The 16,633-nt window shown below is 75.3% G+C and carries 18 protein-coding genes; 10 read left to right on the forward strand and 8 right to left on the reverse strand.

The window, feature by feature from the left end; genetic code table 11:
- A partial coding sequence (locus tag ACI8AR_RS10220) for a DUF2254 family protein (protein ID WP_457050926.1) occupies positions 1–595 on the reverse strand: 595 nt, incomplete at its 3' end.
- Positions 596–702: 107 nt separating this feature from the next.
- Positions 703–1,080, reverse strand: a complete 378-nt coding sequence (locus ACI8AR_RS10225; protein ID WP_457050927.1) for a DUF2267 domain-containing protein — start codon at positions 1,078–1,080, stop codon at positions 703–705.
- A gap of 191 nt (positions 1,081–1,271) precedes the next feature.
- On the opposite strand from ACI8AR_RS10225, the gene ACI8AR_RS10230 reads away from it, so the two are divergent.
- The 8 genes from ACI8AR_RS10230 to ACI8AR_RS10265 all read left to right on the forward strand — a co-directional run bounded on the left by ACI8AR_RS10230 (position 1,272) and on the right by ACI8AR_RS10265 (position 8,920).
- Positions 1,272–1,511 carry a hypothetical protein gene (locus tag ACI8AR_RS10230; RefSeq protein ID WP_457050928.1) on the forward strand — a complete coding sequence of 80 codons (240 nt, stop codon included), beginning with the start codon at positions 1,272–1,274 and terminating at the stop codon, positions 1,509–1,511.
- A 239-nt stretch (positions 1,512–1,750) separates the two neighbouring features.
- Positions 1,751–2,905: a glutathione-independent formaldehyde dehydrogenase gene (locus ACI8AR_RS10235; protein ID WP_457050929.1), complete on the forward strand. Its 1,155-nt coding sequence runs from the start codon at positions 1,751–1,753 to the stop codon at positions 2,903–2,905.
- Between the two features lies 1 nt (position 2,906).
- Positions 2,907–3,482 (forward strand): type 1 glutamine amidotransferase domain-containing protein, encoded by a 576-nt coding sequence (locus ACI8AR_RS10240; RefSeq protein WP_456938745.1) that lies wholly within the window; start codon positions 2,907–2,909, stop codon positions 3,480–3,482.
- Complete coding sequence (locus ACI8AR_RS10245) at positions 3,479–3,967, forward strand: hypothetical protein (protein ID WP_457050930.1); 489 nt, start codon at positions 3,479–3,481, stop codon at positions 3,965–3,967. The genes ACI8AR_RS10240 and ACI8AR_RS10245 overlap by 4 nt, the downstream gene beginning before the upstream one ends.
- Entirely contained in the window at positions 3,964–5,139 is a 1,176-nt protein-coding gene (locus tag ACI8AR_RS10250; RefSeq protein WP_457050931.1) for a zinc-dependent alcohol dehydrogenase, read from the forward strand. The genes ACI8AR_RS10245 and ACI8AR_RS10250 overlap by 4 nt, the downstream gene beginning before the upstream one ends.
- Positions 5,140–5,230: 91 nt before the next feature.
- The gene (locus ACI8AR_RS10255; RefSeq protein ID WP_457050932.1) at positions 5,231–5,905 is read left to right on the forward strand and encodes a DUF1345 domain-containing protein; all 675 of its coding nucleotides are present in this window, start codon (positions 5,231–5,233) and stop codon (positions 5,903–5,905) included.
- Between the two features lie 49 nt (positions 5,906–5,954).
- On the forward strand, positions 5,955–6,989 hold the full coding sequence (locus ACI8AR_RS10260) for a potassium channel family protein (RefSeq protein ID WP_457050933.1): 1,035 nt from the start codon (positions 5,955–5,957) through the stop codon (positions 6,987–6,989).
- A 659-nt stretch (positions 6,990–7,648) separates the two neighbouring features.
- On the forward strand, positions 7,649–8,920 hold the full coding sequence (locus ACI8AR_RS10265; protein ID WP_457050934.1) for a PP2C family protein-serine/threonine phosphatase: 1,272 nt from the start codon (positions 7,649–7,651) through the stop codon (positions 8,918–8,920).
- Between the two features lie 25 nt (positions 8,921–8,945).
- On the opposite strand, the gene ACI8AR_RS10270 is transcribed toward ACI8AR_RS10265, so the two are convergent.
- Positions 8,946–9,263: a hypothetical protein gene (locus tag ACI8AR_RS10270; RefSeq protein WP_457050935.1), complete on the reverse strand. Its 318-nt coding sequence runs from the start codon at positions 9,261–9,263 to the stop codon at positions 8,946–8,948.
- A 130-nt stretch (positions 9,264–9,393) separates the two neighbouring features.
- Between ACI8AR_RS10270 and ACI8AR_RS10275 the strand changes: the two genes are divergently transcribed.
- Positions 9,394–10,944, forward strand: a complete 1,551-nt coding sequence (locus ACI8AR_RS10275; RefSeq protein ID WP_457050936.1) for a phospholipase D-like domain-containing protein — start codon at positions 9,394–9,396, stop codon at positions 10,942–10,944.
- Positions 10,945–10,955: 11 nt separating this feature from the next.
- Here the strand turns inward: ACI8AR_RS10275 and ACI8AR_RS10280 are convergent, their stop codons facing one another.
- Genes ACI8AR_RS10280 through ACI8AR_RS10290 form a run of 3 tightly spaced genes read right to left on the reverse strand, consistent with a single transcriptional unit; the run spans position 10,956 to position 14,496 of the window.
- Positions 10,956–12,257, reverse strand: a complete 1,302-nt coding sequence (locus tag ACI8AR_RS10280) for a hypothetical protein (protein ID WP_457050937.1) — start codon at positions 12,255–12,257, stop codon at positions 10,956–10,958.
- Positions 12,254–12,658 carry a hypothetical protein gene (locus tag ACI8AR_RS10285; protein ID WP_457050938.1) on the reverse strand — a complete coding sequence of 135 codons (405 nt, stop codon included), beginning with the start codon at positions 12,656–12,658 and terminating at the stop codon, positions 12,254–12,256. The genes ACI8AR_RS10280 and ACI8AR_RS10285 overlap by 4 nt, the downstream gene beginning before the upstream one ends.
- The gene (locus ACI8AR_RS10290; protein ID WP_457050939.1) at positions 12,655–14,496 is read right to left on the reverse strand and encodes a hypothetical protein; all 1,842 of its coding nucleotides are present in this window, start codon (positions 14,494–14,496) and stop codon (positions 12,655–12,657) included. The genes ACI8AR_RS10285 and ACI8AR_RS10290 overlap by 4 nt, the downstream gene beginning before the upstream one ends.
- 71 nt (positions 14,497–14,567) lie before the next feature.
- Here ACI8AR_RS10290 and ACI8AR_RS10295 point away from each other — a divergent pair, with 71 nt between their 5' ends.
- Entirely contained in the window at positions 14,568–15,332 is a 765-nt protein-coding gene (locus tag ACI8AR_RS10295) for a MerR family transcriptional regulator (RefSeq protein ID WP_457050940.1), read from the forward strand.
- A 15-nt stretch (positions 15,333–15,347) separates the two neighbouring features.
- On the opposite strand, the gene ACI8AR_RS10300 is transcribed toward ACI8AR_RS10295, so the two are convergent.
- Positions 15,348–16,133: a response regulator transcription factor gene (locus tag ACI8AR_RS10300; protein WP_457050941.1), complete on the reverse strand. Its 786-nt coding sequence runs from the start codon at positions 16,131–16,133 to the stop codon at positions 15,348–15,350.
- Positions 16,134–16,171: 38 nt separating this feature from the next.
- A complete protein-coding gene (locus ACI8AR_RS10305) occupies positions 16,172–16,396 on the reverse strand; it encodes a hypothetical protein (protein ID WP_457050942.1) in 225 nt (74 codons plus the stop codon).
- Positions 16,397–16,633 lie beyond the last annotated feature (237 nt).

Here is a 16,633-nt window from a genome sequence, read left to right on the forward strand (position 1 = left end):
GGGTGTCGGGCGCCAGCCCCGGGGGCCGGGGCGGGGCGGCGTCCGGCGGGCTCGCGGGCGCGGGGGCCGGCGGGCCCCCGCGGCCCCCCGGGGGGTGGGTGCGCTCGATGAGCTGGAGGCAGTTGTCGGTCATCCAGCGGATCATTCGGCCGATCTCGCCCCAGTGGGTGGCGTTGCGGAGAGCGAAGATGACGAGGAACGCTGCCATCACCGGAACGGCGCACGTCAGGGCCACGGACACCTGGGGCACGGGGCCACCGGTGTCCGGGTCGGGGAGCGCCCGGGCGACGAGGATCACGAAGGTCATCGCGCCGACGAGCGCACCCATGGCATGGCGTTGCACGGGATCGGTGAGGAAGCGACGCCGGACCCGGGCGGACAGCGGTTCCGCGCTCATCTGCAGCGCATAGATCCGGACCATGAAGACGACCGAGATCACGAAGAGCAGGCTGGTGCCGAAGCCGGTGGTCAGGGCCTGTGCGACCGAGGTGCCGACGTGCAACCAGGACGGCGTCCGGTCCGGGCCGAGCGATCGGTCGAGCGTCAGCGTCCCGGCCGCCAGGGCCGCCCCGCCCGCGACGTACAGGAGGGCCACGACGACGGGGTGGTCGGTCGGTGGCCTGAGGCTGGAGGCGGCAGAGGGACGCCGGCCGGCCGGCGTGCGCCGCGGGTCCGGTCGTGTCGGGGACGCCACCGTCGGACCTACCTCGATCCGGGCACGAGCCGGGCGAACTCCCCGCCCAGCTGGGACAGCACGTCGTCGAACTCGCCCGGCTCGACCGCGTCGCGGGTCGTGGCGAGCACGGCGACCATCCCGTCCCGCGCCTCCTGCTCGGGCAGGTGCGCCATCCGGGCGACCCGCCGGGCGAACTCGTCGGGTCCGAAGGGCTGCGCCTCCGGTTCCGGCGGGATGAGGTCGGGCTGCAGGGCCCCGGGCAGCTGGGCACGCAGGTCGTCGGCCTCACCGGCGGTGAGCCGCTGGGCCAGCACGCGCAACGTGGCGTGGACGAGCGTCTCGGTCTCGTCGCGGGGGCGCCCGCCGCGGGCCTGCACGGACGAGACGAAGTCGTCGTACTGCACTGCTCCTCCTCCTCGCCGGAGACCGGACGCGTCGGACACCGGCCGGTGCTCCCAACCTGGGGGATGCCGCCGCCGGAACACATCGGCAGACCTGCCGATGTGCACGCGCCGTCCGGGTACCGGTGCGCGAGCCGGGTAGGGCTGCCGCGCCGCCGACCGCGGCGCCCACCGCCGTCCCGGGGAGGACCACCATGCGAGTCGAGGACCTGTCGGGGGACGACGCCGCGGTGTACCGGGCCGTGGCCGAGGCGGAGGTCGGTGCCGGCGCTCCGCACCTGCAGGACATCGCCCGTGGTGCCGGTCTGGACCTCGAGCGGGCGCGGGCCGCCGTCCACCGTCTGCTGCACAGCGAGCCGAAGATCCTGCACGAGGTCCCCGACACCAGCCGCACCGAGCTGGGACCGGTGTACGAGCTGGCGCCTCGCACCTGACCCTGCTCGCCTGTTCCTGCGTACGCCGGGGCCCGGTCCCTCGCCCGCGTCCCGTCGTGGAGGGGGCGCGCTGGCCAGCCGCCGTGGGCGTGTTCTCTCTGGTGCCGGCGGACCCCTCAGGGGGACGTCGACCGGCCCGGTATCGGCATGTCTGCCGATTCCGGGCGCCCCGCCGCGGCGGGTGCAATCGGGGTCCCGACCCGAGCCGGGAGCGGGGACCACCCCGACGAGGAGGCAGCGTGAAGGCAGTTGTGTACGACGGACCCCGCCAGGTCAGCGTCAAGGACGTACCGGACGCGCGGATCGAGCGACCGACCGATGTCCTGGTGCGGATCACCTCGGCGAACATCTGCGGCTCGGACCTGCACATGTACGAGGGCCGCACCGACTTCGAGACCGGCCGCTGGTTCGGGCACGAGAACATGGGCCAGGTGGTCGAGGTCGGCGACGGGGTCGACAAGGTGCAGGTGGGCGACTGGGTCGTCCTGCCGTTCAACATCGCCTGTGGGCACTGCAAGAACTGCGAGCGGCAGCTCACGAACTACTGCCTGACCGCGCAGCCGGAGCCGAAGATGGCCGGCGCCGCCTACGGCTTCGCCGACATGGGCCCCTGGGCCGGTGGGCAGGCGGAGCTGCTGCGCGTGCCCTGGGGTGACTTCAACTGCCTGCGGCTGGGTGAGGACGCCGAGCAGCGCCAGACCGACTACGTGATGCTCGCCGACATCTTCCCGACCGGCTACCACGCCACCGAGATGGCCGGCGTGAAGCCCGGCGACCAGACGGTCATCTACGGCGCCGGCCCGGTCGGGCTGATGGCCGCCCTCTCGGCCACCATCCGGGGGGCCGGCAAGGTGATGGTCGTCGACCGGCACCCCGACCGGCTCAAGCTGGCCGAGTCGATCGGCGCGATCGCCATCGACGACTCGAAGGTCGACCCGGTGCAGGCCGTCCTCGAGCAGACGATGGGGCTGGGCGCGGACAACGGCTGCGAGTGCGTCGGCTACCAGGCGCACGAGCCCGACGGCCAGGAGCAGGCCAACCTGACGATGAACCGGCTGGTCGCCTCGGTGCGCTTCACCGGGACGATCGGCACCGTCGGCGTCTACGTGCCGCAGGACCCCGGCGCCAGCGACGAGCTGGCGAAGCAGGGCAAGCTCGCCTTCGACTTCGGCATGTTCTGGTTCAAGGGCCAGCACATCGGCAGCGGCCAGGCGCCGGTCAAGAAGTACAACCGGCAGCTGCGCGACCTCATCGCCGGGGGAAAGGCCGAGCCGTCGTTCATCGTGAGCCACGAGTTGCCGCTGGATAAGGCGCCGGAGGCCTACGAGCACTTCGACGCCCGGGACGAGGGCTGGACGAAGGTCGTCCTGCACCCGGCGATGGCGGGGAGCTGACGTGGCCGGGGAGCTGAACGGACGGCGGGTCGCGATCCTGGCGGCCGACGGGGTGGAGCGCGTCGAGCTGGAGCAGCCCCGTCGGGCCCTGGACGACGCGGGCGCGCGGACCGACGTGCTGTCGATCCACGACGGCGAGATCCAGGCGCGCAACAACGACCTCGAGGACGCCGGCACCTTCGGCGTCGACCGGCTGGTCGGCGCGGCGTCGGTGGACGAGTACGACGCGCTGCTGCTGCCGGGCGGCACGGTGAACCCGGACCAGCTGCGCATGCAGCCGGCGGCGGTCGAGTTCGTGCGGAACTTCGTCGAGTCGGGCAAGCCGGTGGCGAGCATCTGCCACGGGCCGTGGAACTTCGTCGAGGCCGGCGTCGCGCGAGGACGGCGGCTGACGTCGTTCCCGAGCATCCGCACGGACCTGCGCAACGCCGGCGCCGAGGTGGTCGACGAGCAGGTCGTCACCGACGGCAACATCACCACCAGCCGGTCGCCGGACGACCTGCCGGCCTTCTGCGAGCGCATCGTGCAGGAGTTCGCGCGGGCACCGCAGACCGCCGCCGCGGGAGGTCGGGCATGACCAACTCCATCGGGAACGTGGCGTCCTTCGCCGCCCGCGCCGGCGGGAGCGTCGTCCGCCAGGTGCGGTCGGCCATCGACCCGTCCGCCGCCCGGCCGGCCGGCGCGGGCCGGCCGGCGTCCGGATGGCTCGTGGTGACCGTGTTCCGCGAGCCGTCCGACGTCGACACCGCGCGGCTGCCTGCCCCCCTCGCGGGGTTCGGGGACCGGATCGAGGTCCGCGTCCGCCCGGCCGCGGGCGGCAAGGGCACCGAGCTCGCGGCCCGGTTGCGCGACCGGCCGTCGCCGGGCACCGCCCTCGGCCGGCTGAGCGGCAACGACCCGCAGGCCGACCTGCGGTCCGCGCTGCGCCAGGCCAAGCAGCTCATCGAGGTGGGCGAGGTGCTGGCGGTGGACCCGGCGCCGCACGGCAGGCGGACGGCGACGCCCGGTGGCGTGCTCCTGGAGGCGTGGACCCGGATGGCCCCCAGGGCAGGTGTGCGATGAAGGCGGTGACCTGGCGCGGGGTCAACGAGATCGGCGTCGAGGACGTCCCCGAGCCGAAGCTCCTCAACGACCACGACATCATCCTCGAGGTCGGCCTGTCGGTGACCTGCGGCTCCGACCTGCACCTGATGGGCGGGTACATCCCCGCGATGCGCGCCGGTGACGTGCTCGGGCACGAGTTCATGGGCACGGTCGCCGAGGTCGGGGCCGGGGTGACCAAGCACCGGGTCGGCGACCGCGTGGTGGTGGTCTCCTTCATCGGCTGCGGGCAGTGCTGGTACTGCAAGCAGGAGCTGTGGTCGCTGTGCGACAACGGCAATCCCAACCCGGGGATCACCGAGGCGCTGTGGGGTCAGTCCATCGGCGGCTGCTTCGGCTACTCGCACGCGATGGGCGGCTGGGCGGGCAGCCACGCCCCCTACATCCGGGTGCCCTACGCCGACCAGGGCGCCTTCACCATCCCCGACGGCGTCTCCGACGAGCGGGCGCTGTTCGCCTCCGACGCCGCACCCACCGGCTGGACCGGGGCGCACCAGGCCGAGGTCCGGCCGGGTGACGTGGTCGCGGTGTGGGGGGCCGGCGGCGTCGGGCAGATGGCCGCGCGCAAGGCGATGCTCATGGGTGCCGAGCGGGTCGTCGTCATCGACCGGTACGACAACCGGCTCGAGCAGGTCCGCACGCACATCGGGGCGGAGACCCTCGACTACGAGCAGGTCGACGTCCCCGCGGAACTGCGGGAGATGTCCGGCGGGCGCGGTCCGGACGTCTGCATCGAGGCGGTGGGCATGGAGGCGCACGGCAACGGCCCGCAGTACCTCTACGACCAGGTCAAGCAGCAGTTGCGGCTGCAGTCGGACCGGCCGACCGCCCTCCGGGAGGCCATCTACGCCTGCCGCAAGGGCGGGACGGTGTTCGCGCTGGGCGTGTTCGGCGGCCTGGTGGACAAGTTCCCGATGGGGGCGGTGATGAACAAGGCGCTCACCCTGCGCGGCGCCCAGCAGCACGGGCACCGCTACGTCCCGGAGATCCTCGACCTGATGAGCCGGGACGAGGTGCGGACCGAGCACCTCGCCACCCACGTGATGCCGCTCGACGACGGGCCGAAGGGCTACCGGATGTTCAAGGAGAAGGAGGACGGGTGCGTCCGTGCGGTGTTCCGTCCGGGTGGCTGAGGCGACACCGGCCGGCCCACCGTACGGCCCGGCGCCGGGCCGTACGGTGGGCCGGCGCCGGGCCCCCGCCGGCCCGGTGCGGGGCGACGCGGTGAGCGCCGCACCCCGCACGACGGCGGTGGAGGCGGGCCCACGGCCGACGATCCTGTCGTGGCGCCGCCTGCTGATCTGCCTCGGCGGCGGCCTCGTCGCGGGCGGACTGACCACGGTCGCCGGTGTCCCCGACCTCGCGGTCCTCGTCGGCTGGGCCGTGGCCGCCGGCGGCCTGCTGTTCTGGGTGTGGCGGATCAGCTGGCCGCGCGACGCGGAGGGGAGCAAACGCCTGGCCGAGGAGGAGGGGCAGACCCGGGTCACGGACACGGCCGTGCTGGGTGCGGCGGTGGCCAGCCTCGCCGCCGTCGTCGAGGGCCTCGTCCGGTCCAGCTCCGGGGGTGTCGTCGGCGTCGCCACCGTGGTGCTCGGCGTCCTGGTGGTGATCCTGTCGTGGGCGCTGGTCAACACGGTCTTCGCCCTCAAGTTCGCGCGCCACTACTACGCCGGTGGCGACGGCGGCATCGACTTCGGCCAGCGGGAGCCGCCTGCCTACAGCGACTTCGCCTACGTCGCGTTCACCGTCGGGATGAGCTTCGCGATGCCGGACACCCAGGTCGAGGACACGTCGATCCGCAAGGTCGCCCTCGGGCACGCTCTGCTGTCCTACCTTTTCGGCACCGTGGTGATCGCCGTGGCGGTGAACCTGGTGACCAACCTGGGGCAGTCGTCGTGAGGCCGCGCCGCCGCCGTGGTCCATCAGTCGCGGGCGCGCGGAGGTAGCCGTGGTCGCCGTGGTCGTCGGTCTGGGGTTGGTGGTGCTCGTGACCGTGGACGCCGTTCTCACGGTGCTGCACCCGACCCGTCGGGGGCCGCTGACGCTCGTGACCGGTGCGGCGGTCTGGACGACGGCGAGGGCCCTGGCCCGCGCTGTCGGACGTCCCGGTCTGCTGGCCGGGGCCGGGATGCTGGCTGTCGTCGCGGTCTTCGCGCTGTGGACGGCGCTGATGTGGTTGGGGTGGGCGCTGGTCTACCTGCCCAACCTCGATGACTTCTCCTACGACAGCGCGGTGCCATACGGCGACCGTGGGGCGGCCGAGGCGCTGTACGTGAGCGGCATGGCGCTGACCACGGTGGGCTACGGCGACGTCGTCGGGGCCACCGATCTGATGCGCTTGGCCACCGTCACCGAGGCCGCCGCCGGGTTCGGCCTGATGACCGCGGCGATCACCTACGTCCTGTCGATCTACCCGCTCACCACCGACCTGCGCAGCGCCGCCCGGATGGTGGAGACGCAGGCCGACGACCCCACCCGGGCCGCGCAGCTGGTCGTCCTGGGTGAGGCCTCGTACCTGCAGAACCTGCAGCACGAGCTGCTGACCATCGACGAGAACACCGAGCGTTTCCCGTTCCTCTACTACTTCCGGGCCAAGGACGCCGCAGCCTCCCTGCACACCCTGATGAGGGGTGCGACGATGGTCTGCCTGGCGGCGCGCTGGGGTGTGTCCGCGGAGGCGGCGCCCTACGCCCGGGTGCACGGGGAGGAACTGCAGCTGCGGCTGCAGCGGATCATGGACCACTACGCGATCCGCTTCCTCATGCGCGCCCGGGAGCCGCTGGGGCAGCCGCTCGACCTGGACGACGCGCGGAGCCGGCTGCAGCGGCTGGTGTGCGCAGCCGGGGACGACGGCGCCGATCCGTGCCCGGACGATGCGGAGATCCGCCGTTTCGCGCTGTTCGTGGGGCAGTGCCAGGCGTTCCTGGAGGACCTGGCCAAGCACCACCTGCAGCCTCCGACGCAGATCCTCGCCGCCGGCTGAGGGGCCCCGCGCGCTCTCCGGCACCCGGTCCGTGCCGGACGGTCCAATTCCGGCGGGATGCGCAGGCCGGTGCCCACCACCCGAGGTCAGCGGTGGCGGGTCCAGGGGCGTCGAGTGCGACCTGGCCCGGGGGAGGGCCCACCCAGCACGCCGAGGACGCCCTACGGGTCGAACCGCGGTAGTCGGCCCGGTCGTCCCGGCTGCCGCAGTGGGAAGGGAGGGCTGAGTCGATGGTCCGGATCGGTTCCTGCTTCTCGACCGCATCGACGAGATCGTCGCCCCGGACCTCGCCGTCGACTTCGACGACAACCGCTACGGCGCTTCCGAACTCACCCCGTCGGCACATCGCCGCCGACGGACCGGCCCCGGCCGGTTGCAGTTCTGGTTGCAGGTGTGGTGATTCCGGGGTGATGCGTCCCCGTCGGCCGCCGTCCCGAAGGATGACGAGCCCGCAGCTCAGAGCCCCGTCGCGGGCCATCGACGGACGCCTGGGAACGCGACCACGACGGCCTGGCGGTGTGGGGGTCGGGGATTCCAGTCCCCTCAGCTCTACCCGTTCGACGAGGGCCCGACCTGCAGCAACGCAGGGCGGGCCGTCGTCGTCGTGCGGGGGCGGCGCGGTCGCACGGCAGCCGGGGTCTCCTCCCTAGAGTTGCTCCATGTCGATGTCGCCGGTCTCCGGCCTGGACGTCGGCGTCCTGCTCGACCGGGTCGAGGGGACGGCGCCGATCGAGGCCCTGCGGGCCGCCGCGGAGGCGCTCGCGGAGATGCTCGGGGCGCGGGACCTGACCTTCCTGATCGCCGACTTCAGCGGCCGCGCCGTCGTCCGTCTCACCACGGGGATCGCCCGCGCCGAGGGCGGGCGGTCGCAGGCGGGCGCGCACGCGGAGACGCTGCAGCTGTCGGGCACCGTGTACGAGCGGGTGCTGTGGACCCAGGAGGCCGACGTCCGCCCGCTCGACGACGGGGCCCGGGTGATCGCCCCGGTCAGCGACCGGGGGGACGCGATCGGGCTGCTGGAGCTGGTCCTGCCGGTGCCCGCAGACCCGGCGGTGGTCGCCGACGTCGCCGCCGCCGCGCACGCCCTGGCCTACGTCGTCGTCGCCGCCCGCCGGTACACCGACGTGTTCGAGTGGGGGCAGCGCACCACCCCCTTCTCCCTGGCCGCGGAGATCCAGCGCCGGCTGCTCCCGGCGTCCTACACCTGCGAGGCCGGGCAGTTCACCCTCGCCGGCTGGCTCGAGCCGGCCGCCTCGGTGGGCGGGGACACCTTCGACTACACGCTCAACCAGGACTCGCTGCACGTGTCCATCACCGACGCCGTCGGTCACGAGGTCGAGGCCGCCCTGCTGGCCACGCTGCTGGTCGGGGCCCTGCGCAACGCCCGCCGGAAGGGCCTGGACCTCGCGGGGCAGGCCCGCTACGCGAACGACGCCCTCACCGACGGCGCCGCACCCGGGCAGTTCGTCACCGGACAGCTCCTGCGCGTGCACCTGTCGTCCGGTACGGCCGTGGTCGTGAACGCCGGCCACCCGCTGCCGCTGCGGCTGCGGGACCGCCGGGTGCAGGAGATCGGCCTGGACGTCGAGCCGCCGTTCGGTGTCGTGCCCCGCGCGTCGTTCCGGCCCCAGGAGTTCCGGCTGAGCCCGGGGGACCGGGTCGTCCTCCTCACCGACGGGATGCAGGAGCGCAACGCCGCCGTCCTCGACGTCGCGGCGGCCCTCCGCGACACCGCGGACCTCCACCCCCGGCAGGTCGTCCAGGAGCTGGGGGCCGCGGTCCTGCGCGCGACCGGCGGCGACCTCCGCGACGACGCCACCGTGGTCTGCCTGGACTGGTACGGAGGTCCCCCGCGCCGCCGGGACAGCGCGCACGGCGCCGACGCCGGCCGCGCCTCGTCCGCGCGGTCCCCCCACCGCCCGGACGCCTGACCGCGGGCGCGGACCCCCCCGGGGGTCAGGACGGCCGGTCCGTCTCGCGCCCGGCGGCCCGGTCGCGCTCCCGCGACGCGAACTCCCGGGCGTCGCGGGCCTCGCGGCGGAGGCGCTCGCCGTCCTCCGGACGGGTCTCGGCGAGCTGGTCGAGCGTCGCGGCGAGCCGCGTCTCGGTGTCGACGATGCTGCGGGAGGTCCGGACGAGCGCGTCGGCCAGCTCCTCCCGCCGGAGCAGGAGGTCCGCGGCGCGGCGCCGCCCGGCCTCCGCCCGCCGGGCGAGGTGCCGGGTCCGGTCCGCCGCGCCGGCGGGCGGTGCTCCGCCGTCCTCCCGGGACGCCATGGCCGACAGCGTGACGCACCGGCGCGCGCCGCGGCACCCCCGGGCCCCGGGACGACGGCGGGGGCCGGGACCCCACCCCGACGGGGGACGGCCCGGCGCGGCTGCTTGCGCAGGTCGGCACACTGCCGGGGTGATCGAGAGCGCCGACTCCGCCGGGACGACCGCACGCATCCCCTCCCTCCCGGCCCCCCGGACCGCTCCGGTCCCCACCCCGTCCGACGACACGCTGCTCGTCCCCGGGGAGACCTGCTGGCGGATCGAGCGCGCCGACCGGCACGCCGTCTTCGTCGACGCCGCCGACTACTTCGCCACCCTCAAGCGCGCGGTGCTGCGCGCCGAGCGGCGGGTGCTGTTCATCGGCTGGGACTTCGACCCGCGCATCCGGATGGACCCGCGCACGCCCGGCCGCGCCCGCGACGACCGCCTGGGCCGCGTGCTCGAGCACGCCGTCCGCGCCAACCCGCGGCTGGAGATCGGCGTCCTGCAGTGGGACCTCGGCATGGTGGTGGCGCTGACCCGCCGCATGGCCCCGATCGTGCTGCTCGACCGGCGCACCCCCGACCGGCTGCGGTTCACCGTCGACACGCACCACCCGCTCGGCGGCGCGCACCACCAGAAGATCGTCGTCATCGACGACTGCCTGGCCTTCGCCGGCGGCATCGACGTCACCGCCGACCGCTGGGACACCTCCGAGCACCGCGACCGCCACCCGCTGCGGCACCGGCCGCACACGACCCGGCTGCGGGGCCCCTGGCACGACGTCACCAGCCTGGTGTCCGGCCCGGCCGCCCGGGCGATCGGCGACCTCGCCCGCGAGCGCTGGGAGAGCGGCACCGGGGAGCACCTGGAGCCGGTGACCGACGTCGAGGTCTGCTGGCCCGAGGGGGTCGAGACCTTCCTCACCGACGTCGACGTCGCGGTCTCGCGCACCCGCCCCGAGTACGGCGGCGCCGAGCTGGTGCACGAGATCGAGCTGCTGTGGCTGGCCGTGGTCGCGGCCGCCCGGCGCACCGTCTACGTCGAGACGCAGTACTTCGCCAACCGCCGGGTCGCCGAGGCGATCGCCGAGCGGCTGCAGGAGCCCGACGGGCCGGAGTTCGTCGTCGTCCTGCCGCGGTCGGCCGACGGCTGGCTGGAGAGCAAGGCCATGGACACCGCCCGGGTCAAGCTGTTCGACCTGGTGTCCCGTGCCGACCGGTACGACCGGTTCCGGCTGCTCGTGCCGGTCACCGAGGAGCGCCGGCCGGTCTACGTGCACGCCAAGGTGACCTGCCTCGACGACCGGCTGCTGCGGATCGGCTCGGCCAACCTCAACAACCGCTCGATGGGCCTGGACACCGAGTGCGACCTGTCGATCGAGGCCCGCACCGGCGACCCGCGCCGCGACGAGCTGGCCGCGGCGGTCCTGGGCATGCGCCACCGCCTGCTCGGCGAGCACCTCGGGGTCGCACCGGAGGAGGTCGCGGCCGCGGTGGAGGAGCACGGCGGGTCGCTGGTGCGCGCCGTCGACGCGCTGATGCGCCCGACCGGGCGCTCGCTGGTGGCGTTCGAGGCGCCGGACCTCGACCCGGTGGAGCGGCTGCTCGCCGAGACCGAGCTGCTCGACGCCGAGCACACCCCCAACCGCTGGCGCCGGGTGCGGCGGGCCTTCGCGGGCCGCCGTCGCCGCCAGCGGGGCTGAGCGCGAGCGGGTCAGAACCCGAAGAGGAGGCCCAGGCCCGCGACGGTGAACAGCACCATCACCAGGACCAGCGGCAGCTGGTCCGACGCCGGGGCCCGCGGCGCCACCCGCAGCGCCTTCTCGTGGGCCAGCAGCACGCCGACGACGTGGCCGAGCACGACCGCGCCGACCTGCACCCAGGCGATGAGGTCCGGGCTCACCGCGCGCAGGTCCACCACGTTCGCCGCCGTCCCGAACAGGTCGGCGCCGGTGCCGAACGGGTCGCTGGCGAGGATCCACGTCGTCTGCCCGTCGAGGGCGAGCAGCGAGAAGTAGTGCGCCACCGTGTAGCCGACCGCGATCGGCACCACCGACGCCGCGTACAGCCGGGGCTGCGGGCCGACCGGGAGGCGGCCGAGGCGGCCCGAGAGCCGGGTGCCGAGCAGGTAGAGGACCGCGACCAGGGCGGTGCACGCGGCCAGCCCGGCGGTGCCCGACAGCGCGTCGTCCGCCGCTCCCGGTCCGGTCTGCCACCACGCGGTGCGCGACAGCCCGTCGAAGCCGGTGGAGCCGAGCAGCACCACGACGACGGCGGCCAGCCCCCGGCCGTCCGGGCCCGCCATCGCGTTGGTCAGCGGCGAGCGGACGACGACCACGCCGTCGTCGCGCCGGCCGACCACCGACAGCCGGCCGAGGACGGCCGAGTACACCTCGAAGCCGTCGCCGCGGGCGAACCACCCCTCGCCGAACCAGGCTGCCGCGGCCAGGTGCACGACCGCGTACCCGACGAGGAAGACCGCGACCGTGACCGCCTCCGACCGGCCCGGGTACACCAGCTCCAGCCAGACGAAGGCCAGCAGTGAGCCGGCCGCCGGCCACAGCCCCAGGGCCGGCAGCCGGTCGGCGCCGCGCGGCGGCCCGGTGAGCGCCCGCAGGCCGCGGGCGAGCAGCCGCAGCGGGTTGAGCACCCGCCACACCGGCCCGAGCAGCAGGCTCGCCGGCACCAGCCCGACCCAGAAGGTCACGTAGAGGACCCAGGGCGCGAGGTTGTCCGCCGTGTCGTCCGGGCCGGCCAGCGCCACCGCCAGCACCAGGACGGCGACGGCGAGCGCGACGGCCTGCAGGCCCCGGCGCAGCGGCACGCTGTCCACGGCGCGCTGCACCCAGGCCGGCACCGGGTGCCCGGAGGCGGCGTCGCCGAGCCTCGGCCGGCGCCAGAACAGCAGCAGGACGGTGAAGCTGACCAGGACCGCCGCGCCCGCGCCGTAGAGCGCCAGGCCCAGGGGGAGCGGCAGGTCGGTGCGCGACCCCACGCCGTGGGCGAGGACGGTCACCCGACCTGCAGCGACAGCAGCACCGTGCCCGTCCCGTGCAGCTCCACCTCGAACACCCCGGGGACGTCGGCCGTGAACTGCACCGTCGCGGGCGCGCCGGGGGCGAGCTCGGCCGTCCGGTCGTAGCCGTGCACGTGCACCTCGTCGGCGACGTCGCCGGTCACGGTGAGGGTCACCCGCTCCCCGAGGGGGACGGGGACCCGGCCGGTGTCGCCGGTGACCCGCCCGCCGGCGACCGCCACCGCCAGCGCGCGGCCGGCCGGGGTGGGTGCGGCCGCCGTCGACGCCTCCGGGGAGGGGGCCGGGGTCCCCGACGGCGCGCCCGCGTCGGACGGCGCGGTCCCGGAGCACCCGCTCAGCGCGAGGACCGCGAGGGCGGCCAGGGCCAGGCGGCGGGTCACCGGCCGGCCCCGCTCGGCGCCGGGGCCGGGCTGTCCACCGGCCGGTCGGGGAGCCGCTCACCGGCGCTGCCGCGGCGCGAGTAGCGGCCCACGCCCCAGGAGATCGCCGCGACGATCGCGACCGTGCAGGCGAGGACGACGAGGTTGGCCGCGGTCCACAGCCCGCCGCCGGAGTCCTTCAGCTCCCGCTGCAGCAGGTCGACCTCGGGGATGGCCGCGCGGGTGACCCCGTCGGTGGCGGCGATCTCCTCGGCCGGGATGGCCGGGTCCTCGGGCAGGTAGACCGGCACCGCGGTGAGCACGCGGCCGTCGTGGATGCGCAGCATCGTCTTCCAGTCGTCGTGCACCGGCACCGGCTCGGTGGTCCGGTACTCGCCCGGCCCGGTGCGCTCGAGGTCGGTGACGACCAGCCCCTGGCCCTGCCACGCGGTGATCTGCACCCACGCCGGGTCGTCGAGGGCGTCGGCGGGGTCCAGCCGCACGGTGACGTCCGCCGTCCGCGGGTCGGTGGTGACGTCCTCGATCGCGAGGGTGGCCTCGAGGTCGTCGGGCACGGTCGCGACCAGGCCGTTGGCCACGCCGCCGGCGAGGGCGAGCAGGCTGAGGACGAGCACGCCGCGCGCCACGGCGGGACGGGGCAGCCGGCGGCGCAGGCCCAGCGCCAGCAGGGCGCCGAGCAGCCCGCCCGCGACGCCGCCGACGACGGCCATGAGGGCGCCCTCGACCAGGACGTCGCCGTTCCACTCGAGCACCTGGGTGACCCGGGTCCACAGCCCCTCGACCGCGGTGCCGACCGTGCCGACCAGCACGCCGGCGACCGCGCCGAAGGCCAGCGGACGGCGGGCGAGCGGCCAGGCCAGCGCGAGCAGCTCGACCAGCAGCGCGGAGCCCAGGTAGAGCGGGAACTGCGGCGTGATCTCACCGAGGACCGGCCCGACGACGACCGCGATCGTGCCGCGGACGACGAGGAAGAACCCGGCGGCGGCCAGCGCCCCGCCCCGGCCCATCCAGAGCCGGGCGGCGACCAGCGCGGCCCCCGCGGCGCCGGCGATCATGAACGGCTCGAGCACCAGGCGGAACTGCGGGACGTCGAAGTCGAACTCGCCCTGGAACACCGACAGGCCCAGCAGCAGGCCGCCCATGGCCGAGGCCTGGCGCAGGAACCGGGCGCGGTGGCCCACCTCCCGGCCGCCGTGCCCCCGGTCGCCGTGGCCCTCCATCTCCAGCACCAGCAGCCCGACGATCGACAGGCCGGCGCCACCGATGAGCATGAGGTGGGTGGGGCCCCACAGCGTGACGTCCTGGCCGAACAGGCGGTGCCAGACGTCGTCGAGGGGGAAGCCGAGCAGGGCGTAGAAGCCCGCCGCGGTGAGCAGCACGCCGCCGACGGGCACGTCCCAGCCGCGGACGAACCGGACGGCGGCCGGGCCCGGGCGCTCGTCCAGCGGCATGGCGCAGGCCAGCACGCCACCGGCGAAGACCCCGAACAGGCCGAACAGGATCAGGTAGTGCGCCGGGTTGGCCAGCGGGCCCTCGTCGCGGCCGACGCCGATGTGCAGCGCGATGTCCCACATCATCCCGAGCAGCGCGACCAGCAGCGACGCCGTCGTCAGCACGGTCGGGAGGGCGACCCAGCCGGGGACGTGGGTGGCCCGGCCGAGGGCGTCCCCGGCGCGGGCGAGCACCGTGGTCCGGCGGGTGCGGTGCGCCCACACCAGGCCGAGCAGGGCGGCGGTGAGGGCGAACCCGATGGCGGAGGCGAGCACGACCTCGCCGAGGGCGGCACCGCCGGCGGGACGGTCCTCCACGGCGAGCAGCACGGGTCCCAGGGGCGTCACGCCGCTATAGAACACCGATCGACGTGACATCGCAAAGTGACACATCCTGATACCGTTACGATCGGGTCCTGATGGAGGCTGAGGAACGGGCTGCCGAGGGCGACCACGAGCGGGAGCTGACGGTCGACGAGCTCGCCGCGCGGGTGGGCATCACCGTGCGCAACGTGCGGGCGTACGCGGCCCGCGGGCTGCTGCCCCCGCCCCGGCTGGTGGGGCGCACCGGCTACTACGGGCCCGAGCACGTGGCCCGGCTGCTGCTGGTGCGCGAGATGCTCGCCGAGGGCTACTCGCTCGCCGTCATCGAGCGGACGCTGGCGACCGCCCCCGCCGTCGGCGGCTCGGCCGCCCTCGCGCTGCACCGCGCCCTGCTCGCGCCCTGGCTGCCGCCGGAGCCGGAGGAGACCACCGCCGAGGAGCTCGCCGCCCGGGCGGGCGTGCCGGTGGACCCGGCCACCGTCGACGAGATGGTCCGGCTCGGCCTGGTCGAGCGGCTCGACGACGGCCGGCTGCGGGTCAACGACCCGCCGCTGCTGACCGCGGGCCTGCAGGTCGTCCAGCTCGGCGTGCCGCCGTCGGCGCTCATCGCCGCCCAGGCCCGGGTCATCGAGCTGGTGCGGGAGATCGCGGCCACCTACGTCGGCATGTTCGTCGAGACCGGGTGGCGCGCGCTGTTCGCGGAGGGCTCGCACCCGGACCAGCTCGACCGGGTGCGGGCCGTGGTGGACCGGCTGCAGCCGGCCGCCGCGCAGGCGCTGCTGGCGAGCTTCCGCACGGAGATGGCCGCCGCGGTCGGCGCCGCGGTCGAGGCCGAGCTCGGCGCGCTCGCCGAGGAGTGAGCCGGGGCGTGCCCGTCAGCCGGTCCGGCGCCGGGGCTCCGGGAGGACGCCCAGCTCGCGCGCCCGGTCGACGGCCAGCAGGCGGTCGTGGCGGTCCAGCTTCCGGTAGGCGTTCTCCAGGTGCTTGCGCACCGTGCGGTCGCTGATCCCCAGCAGCCGCGCGACGGCGTCCGAGGTCAGCCCGGCGCCGACGTGGCCCAGCACCTCGACCTCGCGGGCGGTGAGCGCCGGCCGCCCGTCCGCCGCGGCGCCCCCCGGTGCCGCCGTCGCCGCGCCGACGGTCCGGTCCAGCAGCGCCAGGACCGGCTGCACGGCGCGGGCCGACGCCAGCTCCGCGTCGGTGAAGTCGGCCCCGCGGCGGTTGACCGTCCAGACCCGGCTGCCGCCGGCCGCCCGCCGCGCGGTCATGATCGTCATCTGGTGCTCGGCGCCGCCCGGCCGGAGCATCTCCACGTAGGCCGGGGACCGCAGCAGCTCCGCCCGCGTCGCCACGTCGCTCAGCCGCCGCGGGGCGGGGAGGCCGCGGGACCGGTCGGCGCGGTAGCTGCGCACCACCGGGTGGCCGTCGGCGAGGTCGAGCAGCTGCCGCGCCAGGTCGCCGGCGGGCCGCCCGCCCCGCGGGTGACGCTCCACCCGGGCCGACCGGCTCCCCAGGTCCAGCGCGACGCGGCCGACGAAGTCGGCGCCCAGGAGGTCCGCCAGGCTCTCCGCGACCACGCGCAGGTACTCGTCCCGGTCGACGACCCCGTCGAGCCGGTCGGTGAGTCCCGGCGCCGCCGCCGGCATCCGTGCCCTCGACAAGGCGACTCCCGCCACTCGCCGCCGCAGGTGTGCGGAGGTCAGCCTGGCACCGGCCCGCCCGGTCCGCGAGGGGGTCGGCCGGCCGACGGCTCGTCGACGTGCTCGTGGGAGCCGTCGAGCCCGTCGCGCTCGCGGGCGGCCAGCCGCCGGTCGCGCACCACGGCGGCGACGACGACCGCGACGAGGACCGCCGCCGGCACGAAGAACCCGGCGGTGGCGATCAGGCTCAACCCGTCGGTCGCCAGGACGCTCGTGCCGGACACGTCCCCCATGTGACACCGATCGATGTCACGGTGTCAAACCGGCGGCCTTGTCGGCACCCGGCGGTAGGACACCGGCATGAGCCCGCGCCGCCCGCTCGACCTGCTGGCCGCCCCCTCCAGCGCCGCGGGCACTGGCCCGGGCAGGAGCGCGCCTGGGCGGCCCTGGCCGCGGCGGGCCTGGCGGAGGAGCTCGGCCGGGCGCGGGAGGTCGCCGTCCGGGAGCTGTTCCCGCCGGCC

The organism is Geodermatophilus sp. SYSU D01036, assembly GCF_054050435.1.

Coding starts and splice junctions, on each gene's coding strand:
- ACI8AR_RS10230 (WP_457050928.1), top strand. CDS start 1,272: ATGCGAGTCGAGGACCTGTCGGGGGACGACGCCGCGGTGTACCGGGCC.
- ACI8AR_RS10245 (WP_457050930.1), top strand. CDS start 3,479: ATGACCAACTCCATCGGGAACGTGGCGTCCTTCGCCGCCCGCGCCGGC.
- ACI8AR_RS10250 (WP_457050931.1), top strand. CDS start 3,964: ATGAAGGCGGTGACCTGGCGCGGGGTCAACGAGATCGGCGTCGAGGAC.
- ACI8AR_RS10265 (WP_457050934.1), top strand. CDS start 7,649: ATGTCGATGTCGCCGGTCTCCGGCCTGGACGTCGGCGTCCTGCTCGAC.
- ACI8AR_RS10270 (WP_457050935.1), bottom strand. CDS start 9,263: ATGGCGTCCCGGGAGGACGGCGGAGCACCGCCCGCCGGCGCGGCGGAC.
- ACI8AR_RS10295 (WP_457050940.1), top strand. CDS start 14,568: ATGGAGGCTGAGGAACGGGCTGCCGAGGGCGACCACGAGCGGGAGCTG.